General features: G+C 62.9%; 24 protein-coding genes. 16 read left to right on the top strand and 8 right to left on the bottom strand.

Annotation, left to right across the window (positions count from 1 at the left end; all coding sequences use genetic code 11):
• Positions 1-2: 2 nt before the first annotated feature.
• The 4 genes from AABA34_RS14985 to AABA34_RS14970 form a co-directional block, all read right to left on the bottom strand.
• A complete protein-coding gene (locus tag AABA34_RS14985) occupies positions 3-1097 on the bottom strand; it encodes a phosphotransferase family protein (RefSeq protein ID WP_407931958.1) in 1095 nt (364 codons plus the stop codon).
• The gene (locus AABA34_RS14980; protein ID WP_034955348.1) at positions 1097-2185 is read right to left on the bottom strand and encodes a Zn-dependent alcohol dehydrogenase; all 1089 of its coding nucleotides are present in this window, start codon (positions 2183-2185) and stop codon (positions 1097-1099) included. The genes AABA34_RS14985 and AABA34_RS14980 overlap by 1 nt, the downstream gene beginning before the upstream one ends.
• A gap of 47 nt (positions 2186-2232) precedes the next feature.
• On the bottom strand, positions 2233-3567 hold the full coding sequence (locus AABA34_RS14975) for an acyl-CoA dehydrogenase family protein (protein ID WP_034955347.1): 1335 nt from the start codon (positions 3565-3567) through the stop codon (positions 2233-2235).
• 82 nt (positions 3568-3649) lie between these two features.
• Positions 3650-5086, bottom strand: coding sequence for an MFS transporter (locus tag AABA34_RS14970; RefSeq protein WP_051700204.1), 1437 nt, complete (start codon positions 5084-5086; stop codon positions 3650-3652).
• A gap of 225 nt (positions 5087-5311) precedes the next feature.
• On the opposite strand from AABA34_RS14970, the gene AABA34_RS14965 reads away from it, so the two are divergent.
• The 3 genes from AABA34_RS14965 (at position 5312) to AABA34_RS14955 (ending at position 8553) form a co-directional block, all read left to right on the top strand.
• A complete protein-coding gene (locus AABA34_RS14965) occupies positions 5312-6505 on the top strand; it encodes an acyl-CoA dehydrogenase family protein (protein WP_034955346.1) in 1194 nt (397 codons plus the stop codon).
• 84 nt (positions 6506-6589) lie between these two features.
• The gene (locus AABA34_RS14960; RefSeq protein ID WP_034955345.1) at positions 6590-7729 is read left to right on the top strand and encodes an acyl-CoA dehydrogenase family protein; all 1140 of its coding nucleotides are present in this window, start codon (positions 6590-6592) and stop codon (positions 7727-7729) included.
• Between the two features lie 14 nt (positions 7730-7743).
• Positions 7744-8553: an SDR family oxidoreductase gene (locus AABA34_RS14955; RefSeq protein WP_034955344.1), complete on the top strand. Its 810-nt coding sequence runs from the start codon at positions 7744-7746 to the stop codon at positions 8551-8553.
• A gap of 160 nt (positions 8554-8713) precedes the next feature.
• On the opposite strand, the gene AABA34_RS14950 is transcribed toward AABA34_RS14955, so the two are convergent.
• From AABA34_RS14950 to AABA34_RS14935, 4 genes are all read right to left on the bottom strand, one after another.
• Positions 8714-9337 (bottom strand): hypothetical protein, encoded by a 624-nt coding sequence (locus AABA34_RS14950; RefSeq protein ID WP_051700094.1) that lies wholly within the window; start codon positions 9335-9337, stop codon positions 8714-8716.
• Positions 9338-9425: 88 nt separating this feature from the next.
• On the bottom strand, positions 9426-10076 hold the full coding sequence (gmk, locus tag AABA34_RS14945; RefSeq protein ID WP_034955343.1) for a guanylate kinase: 651 nt from the start codon (positions 10074-10076) through the stop codon (positions 9426-9428).
• Positions 10077-10107: 31 nt separating this feature from the next.
• Positions 10108-10521 carry a hypothetical protein gene (locus tag AABA34_RS14940; RefSeq protein ID WP_034955342.1) on the bottom strand — a complete coding sequence of 138 codons (414 nt, stop codon included), beginning with the start codon at positions 10519-10521 and terminating at the stop codon, positions 10108-10110.
• Between the two features lie 31 nt (positions 10522-10552).
• A complete protein-coding gene (locus AABA34_RS14935; protein WP_034955824.1) occupies positions 10553-11053 on the bottom strand; it encodes an SspB family protein in 501 nt (166 codons plus the stop codon).
• A gap of 137 nt (positions 11054-11190) precedes the next feature.
• On the opposite strand from AABA34_RS14935, the gene hisB reads away from it, so the two are divergent.
• The 13 genes from hisB to tolB all read left to right on the top strand — a co-directional run bounded on the left by hisB (position 11191) and on the right by tolB (position 19258).
• Positions 11191-11808: an imidazoleglycerol-phosphate dehydratase HisB gene (gene hisB / locus AABA34_RS14930; protein WP_034955341.1), complete on the top strand. Its 618-nt coding sequence runs from the start codon at positions 11191-11193 to the stop codon at positions 11806-11808.
• Between the two features lie 131 nt (positions 11809-11939).
• Positions 11940-12566: an imidazole glycerol phosphate synthase subunit HisH gene (hisH, locus tag AABA34_RS14925; RefSeq protein ID WP_034955340.1), complete on the top strand. Its 627-nt coding sequence runs from the start codon at positions 11940-11942 to the stop codon at positions 12564-12566.
• A 118-nt stretch (positions 12567-12684) separates the two neighbouring features.
• Positions 12685-13413 (top strand): 1-(5-phosphoribosyl)-5-[(5-phosphoribosylamino)methylideneamino]imidazole-4-carboxamide isomerase, encoded by a 729-nt coding sequence (gene hisA, locus AABA34_RS14920; protein WP_034955339.1) that lies wholly within the window; start codon positions 12685-12687, stop codon positions 13411-13413.
• Positions 13413-13796, top strand: coding sequence for a hypothetical protein (locus AABA34_RS14915; protein ID WP_338303204.1), 384 nt, complete (start codon positions 13413-13415; stop codon positions 13794-13796). The genes hisA and AABA34_RS14915 overlap by 1 nt, the downstream gene beginning before the upstream one ends.
• Complete coding sequence (gene hisF / locus AABA34_RS14910; RefSeq protein WP_034955336.1) at positions 13793-14557, top strand: imidazole glycerol phosphate synthase subunit HisF; 765 nt, start codon at positions 13793-13795, stop codon at positions 14555-14557. Before AABA34_RS14915 ends, hisF begins: the two co-directional genes overlap by 4 nt.
• 15 nt (positions 14558-14572) lie before the next feature.
• A complete protein-coding gene (locus AABA34_RS14905; protein ID WP_034955335.1) occupies positions 14573-14887 on the top strand; it encodes a phosphoribosyl-ATP diphosphatase in 315 nt (104 codons plus the stop codon).
• Positions 14888-14889: 2 nt separating this feature from the next.
• Positions 14890-15267, top strand: coding sequence for a histidine triad nucleotide-binding protein (locus AABA34_RS14900; RefSeq protein WP_338303203.1), 378 nt, complete (start codon positions 14890-14892; stop codon positions 15265-15267).
• A gap of 96 nt (positions 15268-15363) precedes the next feature.
• Positions 15364-15828: a YbgC/FadM family acyl-CoA thioesterase gene (locus AABA34_RS14895; RefSeq protein WP_034955333.1), complete on the top strand. Its 465-nt coding sequence runs from the start codon at positions 15364-15366 to the stop codon at positions 15826-15828.
• A gap of 19 nt (positions 15829-15847) precedes the next feature.
• Positions 15848-16567, top strand: coding sequence for a protein TolQ (gene tolQ / locus AABA34_RS14890; RefSeq protein WP_338303202.1), 720 nt, complete (start codon positions 15848-15850; stop codon positions 16565-16567).
• Positions 16567-17013, top strand: coding sequence for an ExbD/TolR family protein (locus AABA34_RS14885; RefSeq protein WP_034955332.1), 447 nt, complete (start codon positions 16567-16569; stop codon positions 17011-17013). Before tolQ ends, AABA34_RS14885 begins: the two co-directional genes overlap by 1 nt.
• Before the next feature lie 12 nt (positions 17014-17025).
• Positions 17026-17649, top strand: a complete 624-nt coding sequence (locus AABA34_RS14880; RefSeq protein WP_338303201.1) for a hypothetical protein — start codon at positions 17026-17028, stop codon at positions 17647-17649.
• Positions 17631-17849: a hypothetical protein gene (locus AABA34_RS14875; protein WP_338303200.1), complete on the top strand. Its 219-nt coding sequence runs from the start codon at positions 17631-17633 to the stop codon at positions 17847-17849. The genes AABA34_RS14880 and AABA34_RS14875 overlap by 19 nt, the downstream gene beginning before the upstream one ends.
• Complete coding sequence (tolB, locus tag AABA34_RS14870) at positions 17846-19258, top strand: Tol-Pal system beta propeller repeat protein TolB (protein WP_034955330.1); 1413 nt, start codon at positions 17846-17848, stop codon at positions 19256-19258. The genes AABA34_RS14875 and tolB overlap by 4 nt, the downstream gene beginning before the upstream one ends.
• The last annotated feature ends 59 nt before the right edge of the window (positions 19259-19317 follow it).

Below are 19317 nucleotides of genomic sequence, written 5' to 3'. Positions count from 1 at the left end.
GCCTATTCGGGCATTCCGGCGGCGCGGGCGAACATATAGGCCCGCTCAACCAGCGGCGCGACGCGTTCGCTCATGGCCTGTGCGTGAGCCGACGATGCGGTGCCGTCGATCACGCGCTTCTTGATGCCTTGCATGATCCCGGCAAGCCGGAACAAATTGTAGGCGAAGTACCAGTCCATCGGTGGAACCGGGTATCCCGTGCGTGCGACATATCGCTCGACCGCTTCGTCCTGCGAGGGGATGCCCAGTTCTTCCAGATTCAATCCGAGCAGTCCCGCGCGCCCATCGGCAGGATTGTGCCAGTTGAGCATCAGATAGCTGAAGTCCGCGATTGGATCGCCCAGCGTCGACAGTTCCCAGTCGAGCACGGCAATGATGCGGTTTTCGGTCTTGTGGAAGATCACATTGTCGAGCCGATAGTCGCCATGCACCACCGAGGATTCATGCTGCGGCGGGATGGTCTCGGGCAGCCATTCGATCAGCCGTTCCATCTGCGGCATGTGCTCGGTTTCGGAAAGTTTGTACTGCTTCGACCAGCGCGCGATCTGGCGTGCGCAGTAATCGGTTGGCTTGCCATAGTCGCCCAGTCCGATCTGGTCCGGCTTGTTCAGATGCAGGTCCGCCATCGTGTCGATCAGCGAATGGTAGATTTCGCGCCGTTGTTCGGGCGTGCAGCCGGGCAGCGCACCGTTCCAGAGCGAACGGCCATCGGCCATGCTCATCACGAAGAATTTTGACCCGATCACCTCCGGATCCTCGCACAGCCCGTAGGTGCGCGGCACAGGGAATCCGGTCGGGTAAAGGCCCGTCATCGCGGTGTATTCGCGGTCCACCGCATGCGCACTGGGCAGGAGCTTGCCGAATGGCTGGCGACGCAGGACGTAGTTTGTCCCCGGTGTTTCAATCTTGTAGGTCGGGTTGGACTGGCCACCCTTGAACTTGGTGTAACTGATCGGCCCTTCAAACCCTTCGACATTGGCTTCGAACCACTGTGTCAGCCGATCAAGGTCGAGCTTGTCGCGCTCGGTCACCTCGACCGTGCCCACCATTTCCTTGTCGAAATCGATGTCGGGCATTCCCATCGTGTTCTTGCTCATCAGTCGAACACCACCACGCTGCGTGCGGAATGGCCGGCGCGCATCTTGTCAAAGCCGGAGTTTACATCCTCCAGACTGATCCGCTCGGCAATGATCGTGTCGAGATCAAGCAGCCCGCGCATGTAGAAGTCGACGAGGCGCGGCAAGTCCACCGGGAAGTGGTTCATGCCCATGATCGCGCCCATCAGCTTCTTGCCGCCCAGCAGGTCCATCGCGCCAAGGCCGACCTTGCAGTCCAGCGGCATCATGCCGAGGATGACAGCCGTGCCGCCACGGCGAAGGGCTGCCACCGCCAGATCGGCCGACGCCTGACGCCCGACTGCCTCGATCCCCCAGTCGACACCGCCGTTCGAAATCGCCATGATTTCCTGCACCACGCCATCGGCCAGAGCATCGACAGTGTGCGTCGCGCCCAGCACTTCGGCCAAGGCACGCTTTTCGGGCAGGGGATCGGCGGCGATGATCTTGCCCGCACCGGCGATCTTGGCTGCGTTGATCGTCGCAAGGCCGACACCGCCGCAACCGACCACCAGCACGCTTTCGCCCGGCGTCACATTACAGGCGTTGAAGATTGTGCCGGCCCCAGTCGTCACCGCGCATCCGATCACGGCGGCACGATCCAGCGGCATGTCCTTGTCGATCGCGACGCAGGCGTTTTCGTGGATCAGCATCTGTTCGGACAACGCCGAGAGGTTGAGCATCTGGTTGACCGGATCGCCGCCCGCACGCGTGATGCGCGAGCCTTCGCCCTTGCCCCGGCGGGTGTTGCCGCCAAGGCAAAGCGCCATGCGCCCGGTGACGCAGAATTCGCACTGGCCGCAGAACGCGCTGAGACAGGAAACCACGTGATCGCCCGGCTTCACTGACCGTACTTCCGATCCGACCGCGCGCACCACACCCGCGGCCTCATGGCCGGGGATGCAGGGGAGCGGGTGCGGATAGGCACCGTCGATGAAGTGCAAGTCCGAATGACACAGGCCGCAAGCCTTGGTGTCGATCAGGACTTCGTGCGGGGCGGGGTCGGCATATTCGACCTCGCCAATCACCAGGCCTTGGCCCGGCGTTTCAAGGATTGCGGCTTTTGCCATGTCTGGCTTCCTCTCTCAGCAGGTTCTTGTGGGAAGGGGTGGGGCGCTCAGCGAGCGACCCCCATATCCCCCGAGCTGAACGAGCCACCGTCATTCGCCGGAGCCGAGCCGTTGCGCAGGGCATTGGCGCTCGGCCCTGCTTCGGGCACGTGCTTGCCGATTTCCATGCGAGCGATGGAACGGGCGTGCACTTCGTCCGGCCCGTCGGCAAGACGCAGCGTGCGCATGTGCGCATAGCTTGCGGCAAGGCCGTAGTCGTCCGAAACGCCGCCACCGCCATGCGCCTGAATCGCATCGTCGATGATCTTCAGCGCCATGTTGGGTGCCTGCACCTTGATCATGGCGATTTCCTGCTTGGCCGACTTGTTACCGACCTTGTCCATCATGTCGGCAGCCTTGAGGCACAGCAGGCGGGTCATGTCGATGTCGATACGGGCACGCGCGACGCGCTCTTCCCAGACCGAATGCTTGTAGATCGGCTTGCCGAACGCCTCGCGCTCTTGCAGGCGCCGGCACATCTTGGCCAGCGCTTCTTCGGCAACGCCGATGGTGCGCATGCAGTGGTGGATACGGCCCGGCCCGAGGCGGCCCTGAGCGATCTCGAACCCGCGCCCTTCGCCCAGCAGCATGTTGCTGGCCGGAACGCGCACGTCCTTCAGTTCGATTTCCATGTGGCCGTGCGGTGCATCGTCATAGCCGAACACCGGCAGGTGGCGCAGGATGTTCACACCCGGCGCATCAAGCGGCATGAGGATCATGCTTTGCTGAGCATGGCGTTGCGCGCTGAAGTCGGTCTTGCCCATGACGATGGCGACCTTGCAGCGCGGATCGCCCGCACCTGATGACCACCACTTGCGCCCGTTGATGACGTATTCGTCGCCATCGCGCTCGATCCGGGTTTCGATATTGGTCGCGTCGGACGATGCGGTGAAGGGTTCCGTCATCAGGAAGGCCGAACGGATTTCGCCGTTCATCAGCGGACGCAGCCACTGCTCCTTCTGCTCCCGCGTGCCATAGCGGTGGAACACTTCCATGTTGCCGGTGTCGGGGGCGGAGCAGTTGAACACTTCCGATGCCCAGCCGATGCGGCCCATTTCCTCGGCGCAAAGTGCGTATTCGAGGTTGGTGAGGCCCGGTCCTTCGAATTCGAACGTGTCATCGACATGGTGATGGCTGTCGTTCCGGGGCGGCATGAAGAGGTTCCAGATGCCCGCATCCTTGGCGAGCTTCTTCTTGTCTTCGATGATCTGGATCACCTTCCAGCGATCGCCTTCGGCATCCTGCGCCTTGTAGGTGTCGATATTGGGGCGAACATGCGCTTCGATGAAGTCGCGCACGCGATCGCGCCAATAGGCCTGGCGTTCTGTCGGTTCGAAATCCATGGGGATAATCCTCTCTCAGTCCTGAAATGCAATCGAATCTGTCGGGTCGACCGTGGCAGAGCCTTGTGCCCGCGCCAAGCTCTCATTTGTGGCTGTGCGCCTCTTGTTCTTGTGATGCCCTGCGCGCCGCCAATGCCGCCACACGGGCTTCGTGATCTTCCCGCCTGATCGGGAACCGGCCAAGCCAGTAGGCGGCGATCAACGCCAGCACAATCGAGATGCCGCCATACATCAGGATGATGTCGCTTATGACTTCCTGCGGGACTTCCCCCGGTGCGGCGTCGCTCGAAAGTTGTGACATCCGGATGATCTGCCCGGTCAGGAAAATGCCAAGCCCGGTCGCACATTTCTGCACCAGCCAGTTGCCGGAATAGAAAGCCCCTTCGGCACGCCGGCCGGTACGCTCCAGATAGGCTTCGACGATCTCCGCGATCATCGAGCTGGCGGAAATCATCACCACGATCCCCATTGTGTTCGCGAACACCAGGAAGGTGAAATACAGCCCGGTTGATAGAGTGGTGCCCACCTCCGGCCAAAGCCCGCCCAGCAGCAGCAAATAGGGAAGCAGGAACAGACCCAGCGATACCAGCGCCGATACAGCCGCACTTTTCGGTTTTCCGAGATGCTTGTGCATCGGGCTTACGATGAAGAACATCAGCACCACTGACAGGAACAGGATAATCGGGTAAAGCTGCAAGGCGATGCGATCGAACTGCCAGACAAACACGTTGACATAGTTCGAGATCGAAAACGTCATCCCCTGACTGACATAGGCAGCCAGTCCGCCCGCCGCGAAGATCAGAAATGCGCGCTCGCTGAAAGCTTCGATGATTTCGGAGAATGCGCCTTTCAGGCTGAATGGCTCTGGCTTGGTTTCCGGCAGATGCGCGACCAGACGATGCTGGCCCAACGCCGATCCCAGCACCGACACCGCCATCAGGATCGCGCCAAACGTTCCGAAGGCGATGTAGCCTTCGCGTTGCAGCAGGCCTTCAGCGCCGGGCATGAAGACGGTGTAGGCGAGCATCATCATCACGATGCCGCCGAACCAGCCGGACAGGTAGCGATAACGGAACAGCGTCGTGCGTTCGTCGTAATCCGCAGTGATTTCGGGAAGCAGCGACACCGAAGGCACTTCGCAAGCCGAAAGCAGCACGCGCACCACGATGGCAATGCCGACCAGACCGAGGAAACTGGGCGCTTCGGAGCCCGGCGGAGACCACATGACGACCCATGCAAAGGCCAAGGGTATCGGAGCTGCATACAACCACGGAAGCCTGCGCCCCCATCGTGTGTAGGTGCGATCGGACAGATTGCCCAGAATCGGATCGATGATCGCATCCACCACCAGCGCGATCAGCAGGGCGAGACTCACCAGCCCCGCATCCATGCCCAGCACCTGATTGTAGAACAGCAGCAGGAAGAAGCTGAAGCCCGAATCCTTGACCCCGAAAGCCACCGCGCCAAAGCCGTGGATCAGTTTCAGCCGTGCCGGAACTTTGCCTTCGACAAAGCTCACGCGGTCGCGCTCCTGTGCGCGATCATGTTCTGCCGAAACTGCGCGAATCCGGTCATTCTGGCTCTCCCAAACCTTGACCCGAACGTAAGCTCGCGGCTGCATCCGTCAACGGAATCCCGCTGACGCTACGGCATGCGTGCCTATCGTAACGGTGCTTGCGGGCGCTCGCGAAATCACGATAACGTAAGCGTCAAGTGAGAGCCAATTTGAGAGGAGTCGGCCACAATGTCCGATCTGGAAACCTTCCGCACTGAAACGCGCGCATGGCTGGAGGCGAACTGCCCGCCGGAAATGCGCGAACCTGCCCGCGATGACAGCGACGTGTACTGGGGCGGCCGCAAGGCCACCTTCAAGAACGACGCGCAAAAGGCATGGTTCGAAGCCTGCCGGGACAAGGGCTACACCGTCCCGTCCTGGCCCAAGGAATACGGCGGTGCAGGGCTGAACCCCGCCGAAGCCAAGATCCTGCGGCAGGAAATGGGCCGCATCAACGCCCGCCCGCCGCTCAGCTCGTTCGGCATCTGGATGCTGGGACCGGCATTGCTGAAATTCGGCACCGAAGGGCAGAAGCAGCGCTTCCTCAATGAAATCGCCCGCGGCGAAATCCGCTGGTGTCAGGGCTATTCCGAACCGGGCAGCGGATCGGACCTCGTTTCGATGCAGACATTCGGCGAGGACAAGGGCGATCACTGGGTCGTCAACGGCCAGAAGATCTGGACTTCCTATGCCGATCACGCTGACTGGATTTTCTGCCTCGTACGCACCGACAAGAACGACAAGTATCAGGGCATCACATTCATGCTGTTCGACATGACCAGCGAGGGCGTGTCGACCAAGCCAATCCTGCTGATCAGCGGCAACAGCCCGTTCTGCGAAACCTTCATGGACAATGTGAAGGTGCCCAAGAGCTATGGCGAGGACATTCCCGGCTATGTCGGCCAGATCAACCGTGGTTGGGACGTGGCGAAGTACCTGCTCGGCCATGAGCGCGAGATGATTTCCGGCATGGGCGGAGGTGAACGCACTGCGGCCATCGGTTCGGCGATGAAGCGCCACGCCGCCAGGACCGGCGACGAGATCGACCCGGTGCTTCGCAGCGAATTGGCGCTGTTTGATGTCGACGCGCTGGCTTTCACCGCGATGGCTGAAAAGTTCATGGACGAGATGAAGGCGGGCAAGGGTCATCCGGCGCAGCCTAACATGATGAAATACGTCGGGACCGAACTGAACAAGCGCCGGCACGAGCTGATGATGTCTGCGGGCGGTTCGCGCAGCCTCGAATGGGAAAGCGACGAAACCGGCGCGGGTAAGCCTTCGCGCAACTGGCTGCGGACCAAGGCGAACTCGATCGAGGGCGGCACCAGCGAAGTCATGCTCAACGTGATTTCGAAGCGCATTCTCGACCTGCCGGGCGCCTGACGCCTCCACCAAGAACAAGGGCCGCGTTCCGTGATCGGGATGCGGCCCCGATAACGACATTCCGAGAGAGGAACGAGGCACACCATGCCCCTTTATCACACCGAAGATCAGGCCATGCTGGCCGACACCGCCGCCGGTTTCATGGCCGAGGAAGGCAATATCGCCAAGCAGCTGCGCCATTGGCGCGATCGCAATTGCAAGGACGGCTTCGGCCACGGCCTGTGGAAGCAGTTCGCCGAGCTGGGCTTTACCGGCATGCTGCTGGACGAAGACGATGGCGGGCTGGGCATGGGCCATGTCGAAGCCGGGATCGTGCTTGAAGAGATCGGCCGCAACCTCACCCCGTCGCCGTTCCTCACCTCCTCCGTCCTCGCCGCGACCGCGCTCAGGCACGGCGGGGCCGCGATCAAGGACCGGTATCTGCCCGGCCTCATCGAAGGCGAGAGCGTGTTTGCCGTCGCGATCGACGAAACCGCCAAGCACCGTCCGGGCCGCATCACCTGCCGCGCCGAGAAGTCGGGCAACGGTTTCCGCCTGACCGGCGCCAAGAGCTTCGTCATCCACGGTGCCAGCGCGGACATGCTTGTTGTCGCCGCCCGCACCAGCGGCGCGGATGAAGACGAGGACGGGATAACCCTGTTCGCCGTGCCCAAGGACGCGGCCAACATGAACCATGATCCGGTCCGCCTCGTCGACAGTTCGATGGCAACGCACACCAAGTTCGACGGGGTCGAGCTCGATGGCGATGCCGTGATCGGCGAAGTCGACGGTGGCCGCGAAGTGCTCAACGCCATGCTCGCCGCCGGGCGTATCGGTGCCGCTGCCGAAGGCGTCGGCGTCGCGCGCGGGGCGATGGACATGACGATCGACTACCTCAAGCAGCGCAAGCAGTTCGGCAAGCTGATCGGTGAATTCCAGGCACTTCAACACCGCGCCAGCCATCTCTATTCCGAAGTCGAGATCGCCCGCGCGGTGACGATCAAGGCGCAGCAATTGCTCGACGAAGGCGCCGAAAGCGCCGAGCTGATGACATCCGTTGCCAAGGCCAAGGTCGCCAAGGCTGCCGGTCTCGCCGTCAAGGAGGGCGTGCAGATGCACGGCGGCATTGGCATGACCGACGAATACGACATCGGCCTGTATATGAAGCGCGACCGGGCGCTTCAGGAATTCCTTGGCGATGCCTATTTCCACGCCAATCGCGTCGCGCAGTTGAGCGGCTACTAAAGGGATATCGACCAATGGACATTCAATCACTCTTCAGCCTCGAAGGGCGCGTCGCGCTCGTCACCGGCGGTTCGCGCGGCATCGGCAAGATGTTCGTCGAAGGCCTGCTCGCCGCCGGTTGTGCCCGCGTCTACATCTCTGCCCGCAAGGTCGAGCAGATGCAGGAGACCATCGACGAATTCGGCGCCGATAAGGTCATCGGCATCCCCGCTGACCTGTCGCAGATGGACGGCATCCAGTCACTCGCCGACGAAATGGCAAAGCGTGAGGACAAGCTCGACATCCTCATCAACAACGCCGGAGCGGCGTGGGGGCAACCCTATCTCGAATTCAACGAGGCGGGCTGGCACCGCACGATGGACCTGAACGTGAAGACTCCTTTCTTCCTCACGCAAAAGCTGCACAACCTGCTGGTTGCAGGCGGCAAGGGCGATCACCCGGCCAAGGTGATCCATGTATCGTCAATCGACGGTCAGCGGATCAACCCTTGGGAAACCTACGCCTATCAGGCTTCCAAGGCGGGCGTCATCCAATTGACCCGCCGCATGGCCGCGCGGCTGATCCAGGACAACATCGTTGTCACCTCGATCGCGCCGGGCGCCTTTGCCAGCGAGATGAACAAGGCCGCCAAGAACGCGCCCGACGCATCGGCATCGATGATCCCGGCCAAGCGTATCGGCAGCCCCGAAGACATGGCCGCTGCCGCGATCTACCTGTGCAGCCGCGCGGGCGACTATGTCGTCGGCGAAACGCTGACCGTGGATGGCGGCGTCGTCAACGCGGCGCTGCCGTCGATGTTCAACGATCCCGCCGGACACGGTTAAGGCGATCTGCCCCCTGCTGCCGGTCGAGCGGCAGGGGGTAATACCGCACCTGCGAAGGAAGTTGACAAAGCCGACACGGTGTCAGGCGGTTTTTCGGATTTCAAGGCACTGAATTATTTCAGGAAATGTGGCGAAAACCGAAATTGACACTTCTCCCGCTTTAAAAAAATTCTTCGGGCGGGCCAATGTCATCACGGGCGTCTTCATGCGCGCCTGTTTCATCCTCTCCTTCAAATTCGTCGTACAGGCTTTCGTATTCCTGACGCAGACCTTCAGCCCAAGTTTGCGCGCCGTGTTCGACCCGTTCAAGCAGCGGCCCGAAATCTTCCGGCCCGTACCCCGCCGCCGGATGCGTGGGCCGCACGCGTGGCGGCGGGCCAAGCCTTTCGCGCATCGCCAGCAGCGCCACCGTCAGCCGCTCGTCATAGCGGCGCGATGTGTGGGTAAGCTCGCCATGATAGAAATGCTGGACTTCGACGCCGTGCAATGCGCGCTCCAGCGCGGCTTCAGCCAGCGCGTCGAGCCTGCACCGCAGCGCTGCATGCCATGCCAGATCGAACGGTTCGCCTTTCAGCCGGGCGCGCAGGGCATAGGCCGACTGGCGCGACATTCCGGCCTGCGCCGCGGCATGGGAAACCGAATGCGTTGCCGCCAGCGCGCGCAGAAAGGTCGCCTGTCTCGAAGGCGACCAGCCGTCATGGCGGGTGGAGTGATCGCTGGCCGATTGATCAGCAAGGGCAAGCGGGGCGGGTGGGGCGCTTTGGCCGATGGTTGAATGCTTCATCCGCCAGAATTGCGCATATTCCGGCGGAGTAGGAAAGTTTTTTGGCAGGAAAAGGAGGTACCGATGGCGGAGCGGCTCCCGCCCAGAACTACCCCATCAATTCGCGCACAAACGGGATCAGCCCGGTCTGGCGTGTCCGGCGCATGCGTTCCGCGTCGAGCACTTCGCGCACCCGGGCGAAACATTCGCTCACGTCATCGTTGATCACGACGTAATCATATTCGGCCCAGTGGCTGATTTCGGCGCGGGCGCGTTCCATGCGGGCGTCGATCACTTCGGCGGAATCCTGCGCGCGGCTTTCCAGCCGGCGGCGCAATTCGTCGAGGCTGGGCGGCAGCACGAAAACGGTGACGACGTCCTGATCGTCCTTCTGCTTCAATTGCTGGGTGCCCTGCCAGTCGATGTCGAACAGGTAATCCTGCCCGCGCTTCAACCCTTCGCGGATCGCGCCCTTGGGCGTGCCGTAGCGGTGGCCGAAGACATGCGCCCATTCGTAGAAATCGTCTTCTGCCACCATCGCGTCGAACTGCGCGTCGGACACGAAATGATAGTCCACCCCGTCCCGTTCACCCGGACGCGGCGGGCGGGTGGTGGCGGAAACCGACAGCGTGATTTCCGGATCCTGTTCCAACAGCATGCGCGAAAGCGTGGTCTTGCCCGCGCCGGAAGGGGAAGACAGGATGAACAGCAGGCCGCGCCGCGCCAGCTTGTCCGTCGATTTGAAGGAATGATCGCCCATAGGCCCCGTTGCCGCAAATGGGGCACGGAAATCAAGTGTCCTTATCCGCCCCTGTTTCGGTACCTTGGCTGGTCGGGCGTTGCCGACCCTTTCTGCGGCGGACAGCCTTGCCGCGATCATACAGCGTCTTCAGCACCAGCCCTCCCGTCACCAGCGCCAGCCCTGGCACCGATCGGGTCGCCAGACGGCTGGCCCCGTAGAGGCCCAAAGTCGTCAGCATCGAACGCCCGTCGAGCACTTTCCGCTCTTCCTCGCTGCTGTGCGCGCTCGCTTTCACGACCTGCCGTTCCACCTTTTGGCGCAGCAGGGTGGACGCGCCGAGCAACACGATGTCGGCGATCACGAGATTGGTCGTCGGATTGTCGCTTGGCAGCGGCAGGCGGCGCAGCGGCTTCTGCGCGGATTCTGGCGCGGACGTTTCCTTGTCGGAGGCTTTCCTTGCCATGGTGCCTCGTAGTCCCCCTGTAACCCTGCGGCTATTTCTTGCGGCCGAAATCGACCGTCACGACATTGGAACCGTCGCCGCCATCACCATCGGGCTTGTCACCCTTGGGTTCGGCGTCGTTTTCGGCAATGTCGTGTTCTTCGGGCGCGAGTTCACTGACCGATGCCTGAAACTGCAAACCAAAATCCACCGCCGGATCGACGAAGGCGGTGATCGCGGCATAGGGGATTTCCAGCTTTGCCGGGATCTGGTTGAACGACAGGCCGACCGAAAACCCCTTTTCCTGCACGTCGAGGTCCCAGAACTTGTTCTGGAGCACGATCGTCATTTCATCGGGAAACCGTTCACGCAGGTGAGCCGGGATCGACACGCCCTGCGCGCCCGTCTTGAACGTGATGTAGAAATGATGGTTGCCGGGAAGCTCGCTCCCCCCGCGCTCGATCTCGCCGAGCACACGCCCGACAACGGCGCGGAGCGCTTCCTGGACGATCTCGTCATACGGGATCAGGCTGTCTGGCGTGTCATCTGTCATTATGCGCTGAATCGTGGAGCGAGCCGCGTCGCTGGTCAAGCGTTTCGTGAAGGGTCGTGGCGATTGTCCGGACGGTAAGCGCATTTGCCGCGCCGCAGGTGCTTGCACCGTGCACACGGGTGCTTATAGCCGCAGCCATGACAGACCTCTCCGCAAGCAGCCCCCGCACGGGCACGATCAGCCGCAACACCGCCGAAACCGGGATCGCGATCAGCGTGAATCTGGACGGCACGGGCGCCTATGACATTTCGACCGGGATCGGCTTTCTCGATCACATGGTCGAACAGTTTTCCAAGCATTCGCTGATCGACGTGACGATGAAGGTCGATGGCGATCTGCATGTGGATCAACACCACACGACAGAGGATTCGGCGATTGCGCTGGGTCAGGCGATTGCCGATGCGCTGGGCGACAAGGCGGGAATCGGGCGATATGGCGCGGCCTATTCGCCGATGGACGAAACGCTTAGCCGCGTCGCGCTCGACATTTCGGGGCGGCCCTATCTGGTGTGGAAAGCGGGCTTCACGCAGGAAAAGCTGGGCGAATGGGATACCGAGCTGATCGAGCACTGGTTCCATTCCGTCGCGCAGAGCGCCGGGCTGACGCTGCATATCGAGCTGCTGTATGGCACCAACAACCACCACATCTGCGAAAGCATCTACAAAGGCTTTGCTCGCGCGATGCGGATCGCGGTCGAACGCGACCCGCGCAAAGGCAGCGCGATCCCCAGCACCAAGGGGCAGTTGGGTGGTTAGGAAATGGGTCTGCGAGGGCGCACCAAACGGCGGCGCAGCCGCCGCAAGGGCGACAGCCCGCCCGCAGCGGGTGCAGCTCCGCTGCACGTCTAGCGAGGACGCGCGCCCGGATGGGCGTGCGCAAACCAATAATGTCTAACCAAGTCGCTCTTATCGATTACGGCGCGGGCAATCTCCATTCGGTGCACAACGCGCTGAAGGCGGTGGGGGCGGATGTTGCCGTTACCGCCGATGCCGATGTGGTGCGCGCGGCGGACCGGATCGTGCTGCCGGGCGTGGGGGCGTTCAAGGCTTGCGCGGATGGCCTCAATGCGGTCCCCGGAATGGTCGAGGCGCTGACGGAGCGCGTCTATCACGGCGGCGCGCCGTTCCTTGGCATTTGCGTGGGCATGCAATTGCTCGCCACCCGCGGGTTCGAATTCGGCAGCCACAAGGGGCTCGGCTGGATTCCGGGCGAGGTGCGGCTGATCACCCCGCATGATCCGGCGATCAAGGTGCCGCACATGGGCTGGAACGATGTCGCCGTTATGCCGCATGCACGCGGCCATAACGTGATCGAGGAAGGCGAGGCCTATTTCCTCCATTCCTACCACTTCGTCGCCGAAGACCCGCATCACGTCGCCGCGCTGACCGATCACGGCGAAGGCCTTGTCGCCGCCGTATCACGCGGCAATATCTGCGGGGTGCAATATCACCCTGAGAAAAGTCAGGCCTATGGCCTCGCGACGCTCGCCCGTTTTCTGGAGTGGAAGCCTTGATCTCGAATTGTGCCGTGCCGCCCGCGCCCTCCACCCTTCCACCCGGATCGTACTCCGGTGTGATAATCCGGGTGGAAGGGTGGAGGGCGCGGGTGGCCTGGACCGCTGAGGAAAACTCATGATCGTATTTCCTGCCATCGACCTTAAGGGCGGCGAAGTCGTGCGGCTGGCCGAAGGCGACATGGATCGCGCCACCATTTACGGGGACAACCCGGCGGCTCAGGCCATGCTTTTTGGCGAGGCCGGGGCCGAGCATCTGCACGTCGTCGATCTCGACGGGAGCTTCGCAGGCGAGGGCCGCAACCGCGAGGCGGTGCAGGCGATCATCGAAGCCTTCCCCGGCTACGTCCAGCTGGGCGGTGGCATCCGCGATGCAGCGGCGGTGGAAGGATGGTTCAACATGGGCGTGGCGCGGGTGGTGATGGGCTCCGCGGCGCTCAAGAACCCGGAATTCGTCAAGGAAATGGCCCGCGAATGGGAAGGCGGCATCGTCGTCGCGGTGGATGCGAAAGACGGCATGGTCGCGACCGAGGGCTGGGCCGAAGTGTCCGACGTGCCGGTGGTGGACCTTGCCCGCCGTTTCGAAGACGCAGGCGTTGCCGCGCTGCTGTTCACCGATATCGGGCGCGACGGGCTACTCAAAGGCGTGAATATCGACGCGACGGTGGACTTGGCGCGGCGGGTGGACATTCCGGTGATCGCCAGCGGCGGAGTAAAGGGCCTGTCCGACATCCACGTCCTGTCGATCCACGCGCATGAGGGGATCGAAGGCGTGATCACAGGCCGCGCGCTGTATGAGGGCAAGCTCGATCTCGCGGCGGCGATCCAGATGGGGGCGCGGGCGTAGTGGGTTCGCTCGGTGATTTTCGCGTGCGAATGGCCGAGCCAGTGCGAAACGCGCGTTTGGCACACACGATTGCGCGCATGACAAATCAACCACTTTCCGCCGTTAGCCACGCCATGAGCGAAGGGCGAGAAATGGTCTTGTTCGAATTCCGACTTTGGGGACAGCTATCTGAAAACAAAACCGAACAGGTCGAGCAAATTTTGGACGCTTTCGAGGCCAACGAGATCGAGGCAATCGTCGAAGAATGGGCGGGCAATGGGTGGAAGCCGCTGAGGCTGCTTGTGCTGCGCAACATTATTGCGAGCGGCTTGGATATCGCCGCAGATACACAAAGGCATATTGATCTCGAATCAGGCCAGCTTGATGGAGGGATCGCCCCATGACCGTCCGCATCCGTGTCATCCCCTGCCTCGACGTTGCCGATGGGCGCGTGGTCAAGGGCGTCAACTTCGTCGATCTCAAGGATGCCGGAGATCCGGTCGAACAGGCGCGCGCCTATGACGAGGCGGGGGCGGACGAGCTGTGTTTCCTCGATATCTCCGCCAGCCACGAAGGGCGCGGGACGCTGCTTGATATCGTCAAACGCACGGCGGAGGTGTGCTTCATGCCGCTGACCGTCGGAGGCGGGGTGCGCAGTGTCGAGGATGCCCGCGCGCTGCTGCTCGCGGGTGCGGACAAGGTCGCGATCAACTCGGCGGCGGTGGCGCGGCCCGAACTGGTCGCGGAAATCGCCGCGAAATTCGGCAGCCAATGCGTCGTCGCCAGTGTCGATGCCCGGCGCACACCGCGCGGAAACTGGGAAATCTTCACCCACGGCGGGCGCAAGCCCACCGGTATCGACGCGGTCGAATATGCGGTGAAGGTGGCGGAGCTGGGCGCGGGCGAATTGCTGGTGACGAGCATGGATGGCGACGGCACGCAGCGCGGCTATGACCTCGATCTCACCGCCACCATCGCCGAAAGCGTAAGCGTGCCTGTGATCGCCAGCGGCGGGGTCGGCACGCTCGATCACCTTGTCGAAGGGGTGACAAAGGGCAAGGCGAGCGCGGTGCTGGCCGCATCGATCTTCCATTTCGGCACCCACTCGATCAGCGAGGCCCATGCGGCACTTCGAGCGGCAGGCTTGCCCGCGCGCGGCGTTTGAGAGAGAAGCGCCCGCATGAACACCCTATCCCGCCTCGAACAGACCATCGCCGCGCGCCGCGCCGCTTCTCCCGAAGAATCCTACGTCGCGAAACTGAACGCGAAAGGCCTGCCCAAGATCGCGCAGAAGCTGGGCGAGGAAGCGACCGAAGCCGTGATCGCTGCCGTTTCCGGCTCTAACGAGGAACTGGTGAGCGAAAGCGCCGACCTGCTGTTTCACCTGCTGGTGCTGTTGAACGCGAAAGGCGTCAGCCTCGATCACGTGCTGGCCGAGCTTGACCGGCGCGAGGGGCTTTCGGGCCTGGAGGAAAAAGCGAACAGGAAAGACTGACGATGCCCATCGACCCGACGCTGCCTTATGATGACAACAACATCTTCGCGAAAATCCTGCGCGGGGAAATTCCCTGCAACAAGGTGTATGAGGATGACTGGGCCTTCTCCTTCGAAGACATCAATCCTCAGGCAGAAATTCACACGCTGGTGATCCCCAAAGGGCGCTATGTCAGCTGGGACGATTTCAGCGCGAAGGCATCGGATGCAGAAATCGGCGGCTTCATCCGTGCAGTGGGCGAAGTGGCCCGGATGAAGGGCCTGGTGGAGCCGGGATACCGCCTGCTCGCCAATATCGGCGCGCATGGCGGGCAGGAAGTGCCGCATCTGCATGTGCATGTGTTTGGCGGTCAGCCATTGGGGCGGATGATCGCTCGCTAGGCACGGCTCGGCACCCGATAGGCGGGTTATGCGCCGGGCATAAAAAACTCATACTTGCCGCGCGACTCTTCGCTGCGCTAATGCCGCGCCGGACACATGGTCGTACTTCCTCCTCTTCCCGGCGGCATCTTTGATGGCCCGCGCCACCTGTACGGCGTGCGGGTCTATTACGAGGACACCGATCTTTCGGGCATCACCTATCACGCCAATTACCTGCGCTGGTTCGAACGCGCGCGGTCAGACCTGTTGCGGATGCTTGAGATAGACCAGCGCGCCGCCATCGAGGCGGGCGATGGGGCCTATGCGGTGTCGGAAATTCACCTCCGATACATCCGCCCGGCGAGATTGGACGACGACGTGGTGATAGAAACGACCTGCACCGAACTGGGCGCGGCTAGCTGCCGGATGCACCAGATTGCGCGTCGTCTGAATGCGGAGGGTGACGAGCCCCTGTGTGAGGCGACCTTGCGGGTCGGCTTCATCTCGCTTGACGGACGGCCCCGGCGCCAGCCTGCGGAATGGCGCGCGGCGTTCCAGCAATTCATGGCCGGCAATTCATGAACAGAGAGGACAAATAAGAGTGCCCATTGACCTGATGAGTGCAGCGGCAGGCGCGGCGGCCCCGGTGGCCGGCCCGACGCGGCTCGATCCGATCGAACTGTTTCTTCAGGCCGATATCATCGTTCAGGCGGTGATGGTGGGGCTGATCCTCGCCAGCATCTGGACCTGGGCGATCATCATCTCTTTCACGCTGCGGATCGGCGGATTGAACCGCAAGTCGCGCGATTACGAGGCGAATTTCTGGGACACCAAGGATCGCGAAGCCGCGCTGAGCAAGAAGATGCGCGGCGAAGTGCCTTCGGCGCGGGTCGCGGGGGCGGGGCTGGACGAATGGAGGCGTTCGACACGGGCCACGCCGGTGGATCGCGACGCCACCCGCCAGCGCATCGGTGCGGCGATGGAAAGCCAGGTCGCGGCAGAGGCCGATGATCTGGCGAACAAGCTGAATTTCCTCGCCACCACCGGATCGGTCGCGCCGTTTGTCGGCCTGTTCGGCACGGTGTGGGGCATCATGAACAGTTTCTTCCAGATCGGCGCGCAGCAGAGCGCATCGCTGGCCGTGGTCGCGCCGGGCATTGCCGAGGCGCTGTTCGCCACTGCAATCGGCCTGTTCGCGGCCATCCCGGCGGTGATCGCCTACAACCGCTTCTCCAACTCGGTGAACCAGTACGAAGCGCGCCTGCAACGCTTCGCCGACAAGGTCCACGCGGGCCTCAGTCGCGAACTGGATCGGGTGTAATGGGGATGGGGGTTTCATCCTCCTCCCGCCGTGGCAAGCGTTCGCGGAGGGCGGCGATGGCGGAAATCAACGTCACTCCGCTGGTTGATGTGATGCTGGTGCTGCTCATCATCTTCATGGTGACGGTGACGCTGCCGGCCGTGGGTGTGCCGATCGAACTGCCCGAAAGCCGCGCCAATGCGGTCGAGGAAACGCCGACGCAGGTGACGATCAGCATCGACGGCGAAGGCCGCGTCTATGTCGAGAACGAAAGGATCGCGACGGGCGCGCTGCCAGAGGCGCTGGCGGCGATCAATCGCACCGGATCGGGCGAATTGCCCACGGTGGTGCTGCGCGGTGATCGCAGCCTCGATTATGGCAGGGTGATGGCGGTTATGGGAGAATTGGGCCGTGCAGGCTTCACTTCCATCTCGCTGGTCACCGACGGTTCAGTTACTCCGCCATAGCGAGTGGCTGTAATGGGAGAAGCCGCCTTTCATCCAGAGGATCGCATCGGCCTTGCCGGGGCCGTGGTGCTGCATGCGCTGGTGGTCGCGGCGCTGGCGCTGCAATTCGCCTTTGCGACGCCGCGCATCCTGACGCCTGAACGGATGACGGTGAGCCTCGCGACCGAGGTGAGCCTTGAATCGACAGCGCCTGATCCCGTGCCCGAAAGCCGCGCCGCGATTGCGCCGACGCTGGCAGAGGAGCCCGCGCCGCCGGTGGAAGAAGCGCCGCCTGTGCGCCAGCCCGAGGCACGCACCCCGCCGCCCCCGCCCCTCCGCGCACGCAGCCCCGCACACAGCAACGCACCACCCCGCCGCCGCCTGATACGCGCACCCGCCGCCGCCCGGAGGAAGCGCGCTCGACCCCGCCGCCGCGCAATTCCGCACCGGCAGGCGGCAGCCGGATCGGCAACAACTTCCTCGAAGGGCAGGGCGCATCGACCAACACCGACGAAACCCGCGTTCCCGCCAGCCAGATCGGAGCCAGTGCGCGCGCTTCGTTGCAGCAGGCGATCAACCGGCAATTGCAGCCGCATTGGTCCGCGCCGATCGGCGTGGATGCGGAACAGCTGGTTTCCGTGGTATCATGGCAGATGAATGAGGACGGATCGCTCAAGGGATCGCCCACTTGCCGCACGATCCCGGACAGCATCACCGCGTCCAACCGGCCGCAGGCGCCCTTGCATTGCGAGCGCGCCGTTCGCGCCGTGCGGCAGGCAGCGCCGTTCGATCTGCCCGATGAGTATTACGAGGCGTGGAAGAATATCACCGCCTGGAGATTTGATAGAAGGCTATGATGAGAAAACACTTTATCGCTGTAACCGCGCTTCTCCTTGCCGCGCCGCTCTCTGCGCAGAGCACCGATCTGGGTGATCCCGTGGGCGAGGGCGGAGAGGTCGAAACCGCCTTTGGCGCGGCCACAGCGCAGGAAGATGCGGGCGGGCTGACCGGCTCCACCACCGACACCAGCGATTGGCAGGATCTGGGCATTGCCATCCCCGCCTTTGCCACCGATCGCGATGCGCCCACGCCTGCGAACGCCAATGGCACCGCCGCACTGGGGCGCGAGATCGCGCGGGTGATCACCGCCAATCTTCAGAACAACGGCCTGTTCAAGCCGACCGGGCCGGACAGCCTGCCGACGCCGGGATTCCCGCAAGTCACCGCGCCAAGCTGGGGCAGCTGGACCGGGCGCGGCGCGGAAATGCTCGTCCACGGATATGTCCGGGCGCGCAGCGATGATCGGCTGGTGGTCGGCTGTTATCTCTACGATGTCGCGCTGCAGGACGAACTGATCCGCGAAGGCTGGGTCGTGCGCCCGGCCGACTGGCGGCGCGCGGCGCACAAATGTTCGGACCTGATCTACGCCCGGCTCACCGGCGAAGACCCGTTCTTTGACAGCCGCATCGCCTACATCGCGGAGACGGGGCCGAAGGATCGCCGGGTCAAGCGGCTGGCGGTAATGGACAGCGACGGGGCGAACCACCGCTTCCTGACGCTGGGCAGCGCCACCGCGCTCACCCCGCGTTATTCGCCCGATTATTCGAAGATCCTCTACCTCTCCTATGTCGATGGCAATCCGCGCATCTATGTCTATGACATCGGCAGCGGCAGCCAGACTTTGGTGACGGAAAACCAGAACCCGACGCTCGCCCCGCGCTGGTCGCCCGATGGCCGCTACATCCTCTATTCGATGGCGGTGGCGGGCAACACCGACATTTACCGCGTGCCGGTGACGGGCGGGGCAAGCGTCCGGCTGACCGATACGCCGGGCATCGACATCGGCGGGTCATATTCGCCCGACGGCAGCAAGATCGTGTTCGAAAGCGACCGTTCGGGCACGCAGCAATGCTATGTGATGGATGCCGACGGATCGAACCAACGCCGCATCACCTTCTTCGGCGGGCGCTGCGCAACGCCGGAATGGAGCCCGCGCGGGGACCAGATCGCCTTCACCCGCATTGCAGGGGACTTCAACGTGGCGGTGATGACGCCTTCGGGCGGTTCGATGCGGGTGCTGACCAACGGCTGGCAGGACGAAGCCCCGACCTGGGCGCCCAACGGCCGCATCATCCAGTTTTTCCGGACCGAGCGGAATTCCGGGCGGTCCGGCCTGTGGCAGGTCGACCTGACCGGTCGTAACGAGAGGAGATTGCCGACGCCGGTGGACGCGTCGGACCCCGCGTGGGGCCCTATCCGCCCCTGATTTTCGTGCTAGGTTTCAACCGCCGGAGCGAGTCTCGCCCGGCATAATTCGGAGAGTAC

This window comes from Erythrobacter sp. Dej080120_24, assembly GCF_036322605.1.
Classification (GTDB): Bacteria; Pseudomonadota; Alphaproteobacteria; order Sphingomonadales; family Sphingomonadaceae; genus Erythrobacter; species Erythrobacter aurantius.
This window is presented reverse-complemented; position numbering and strand designations above follow the sequence as displayed.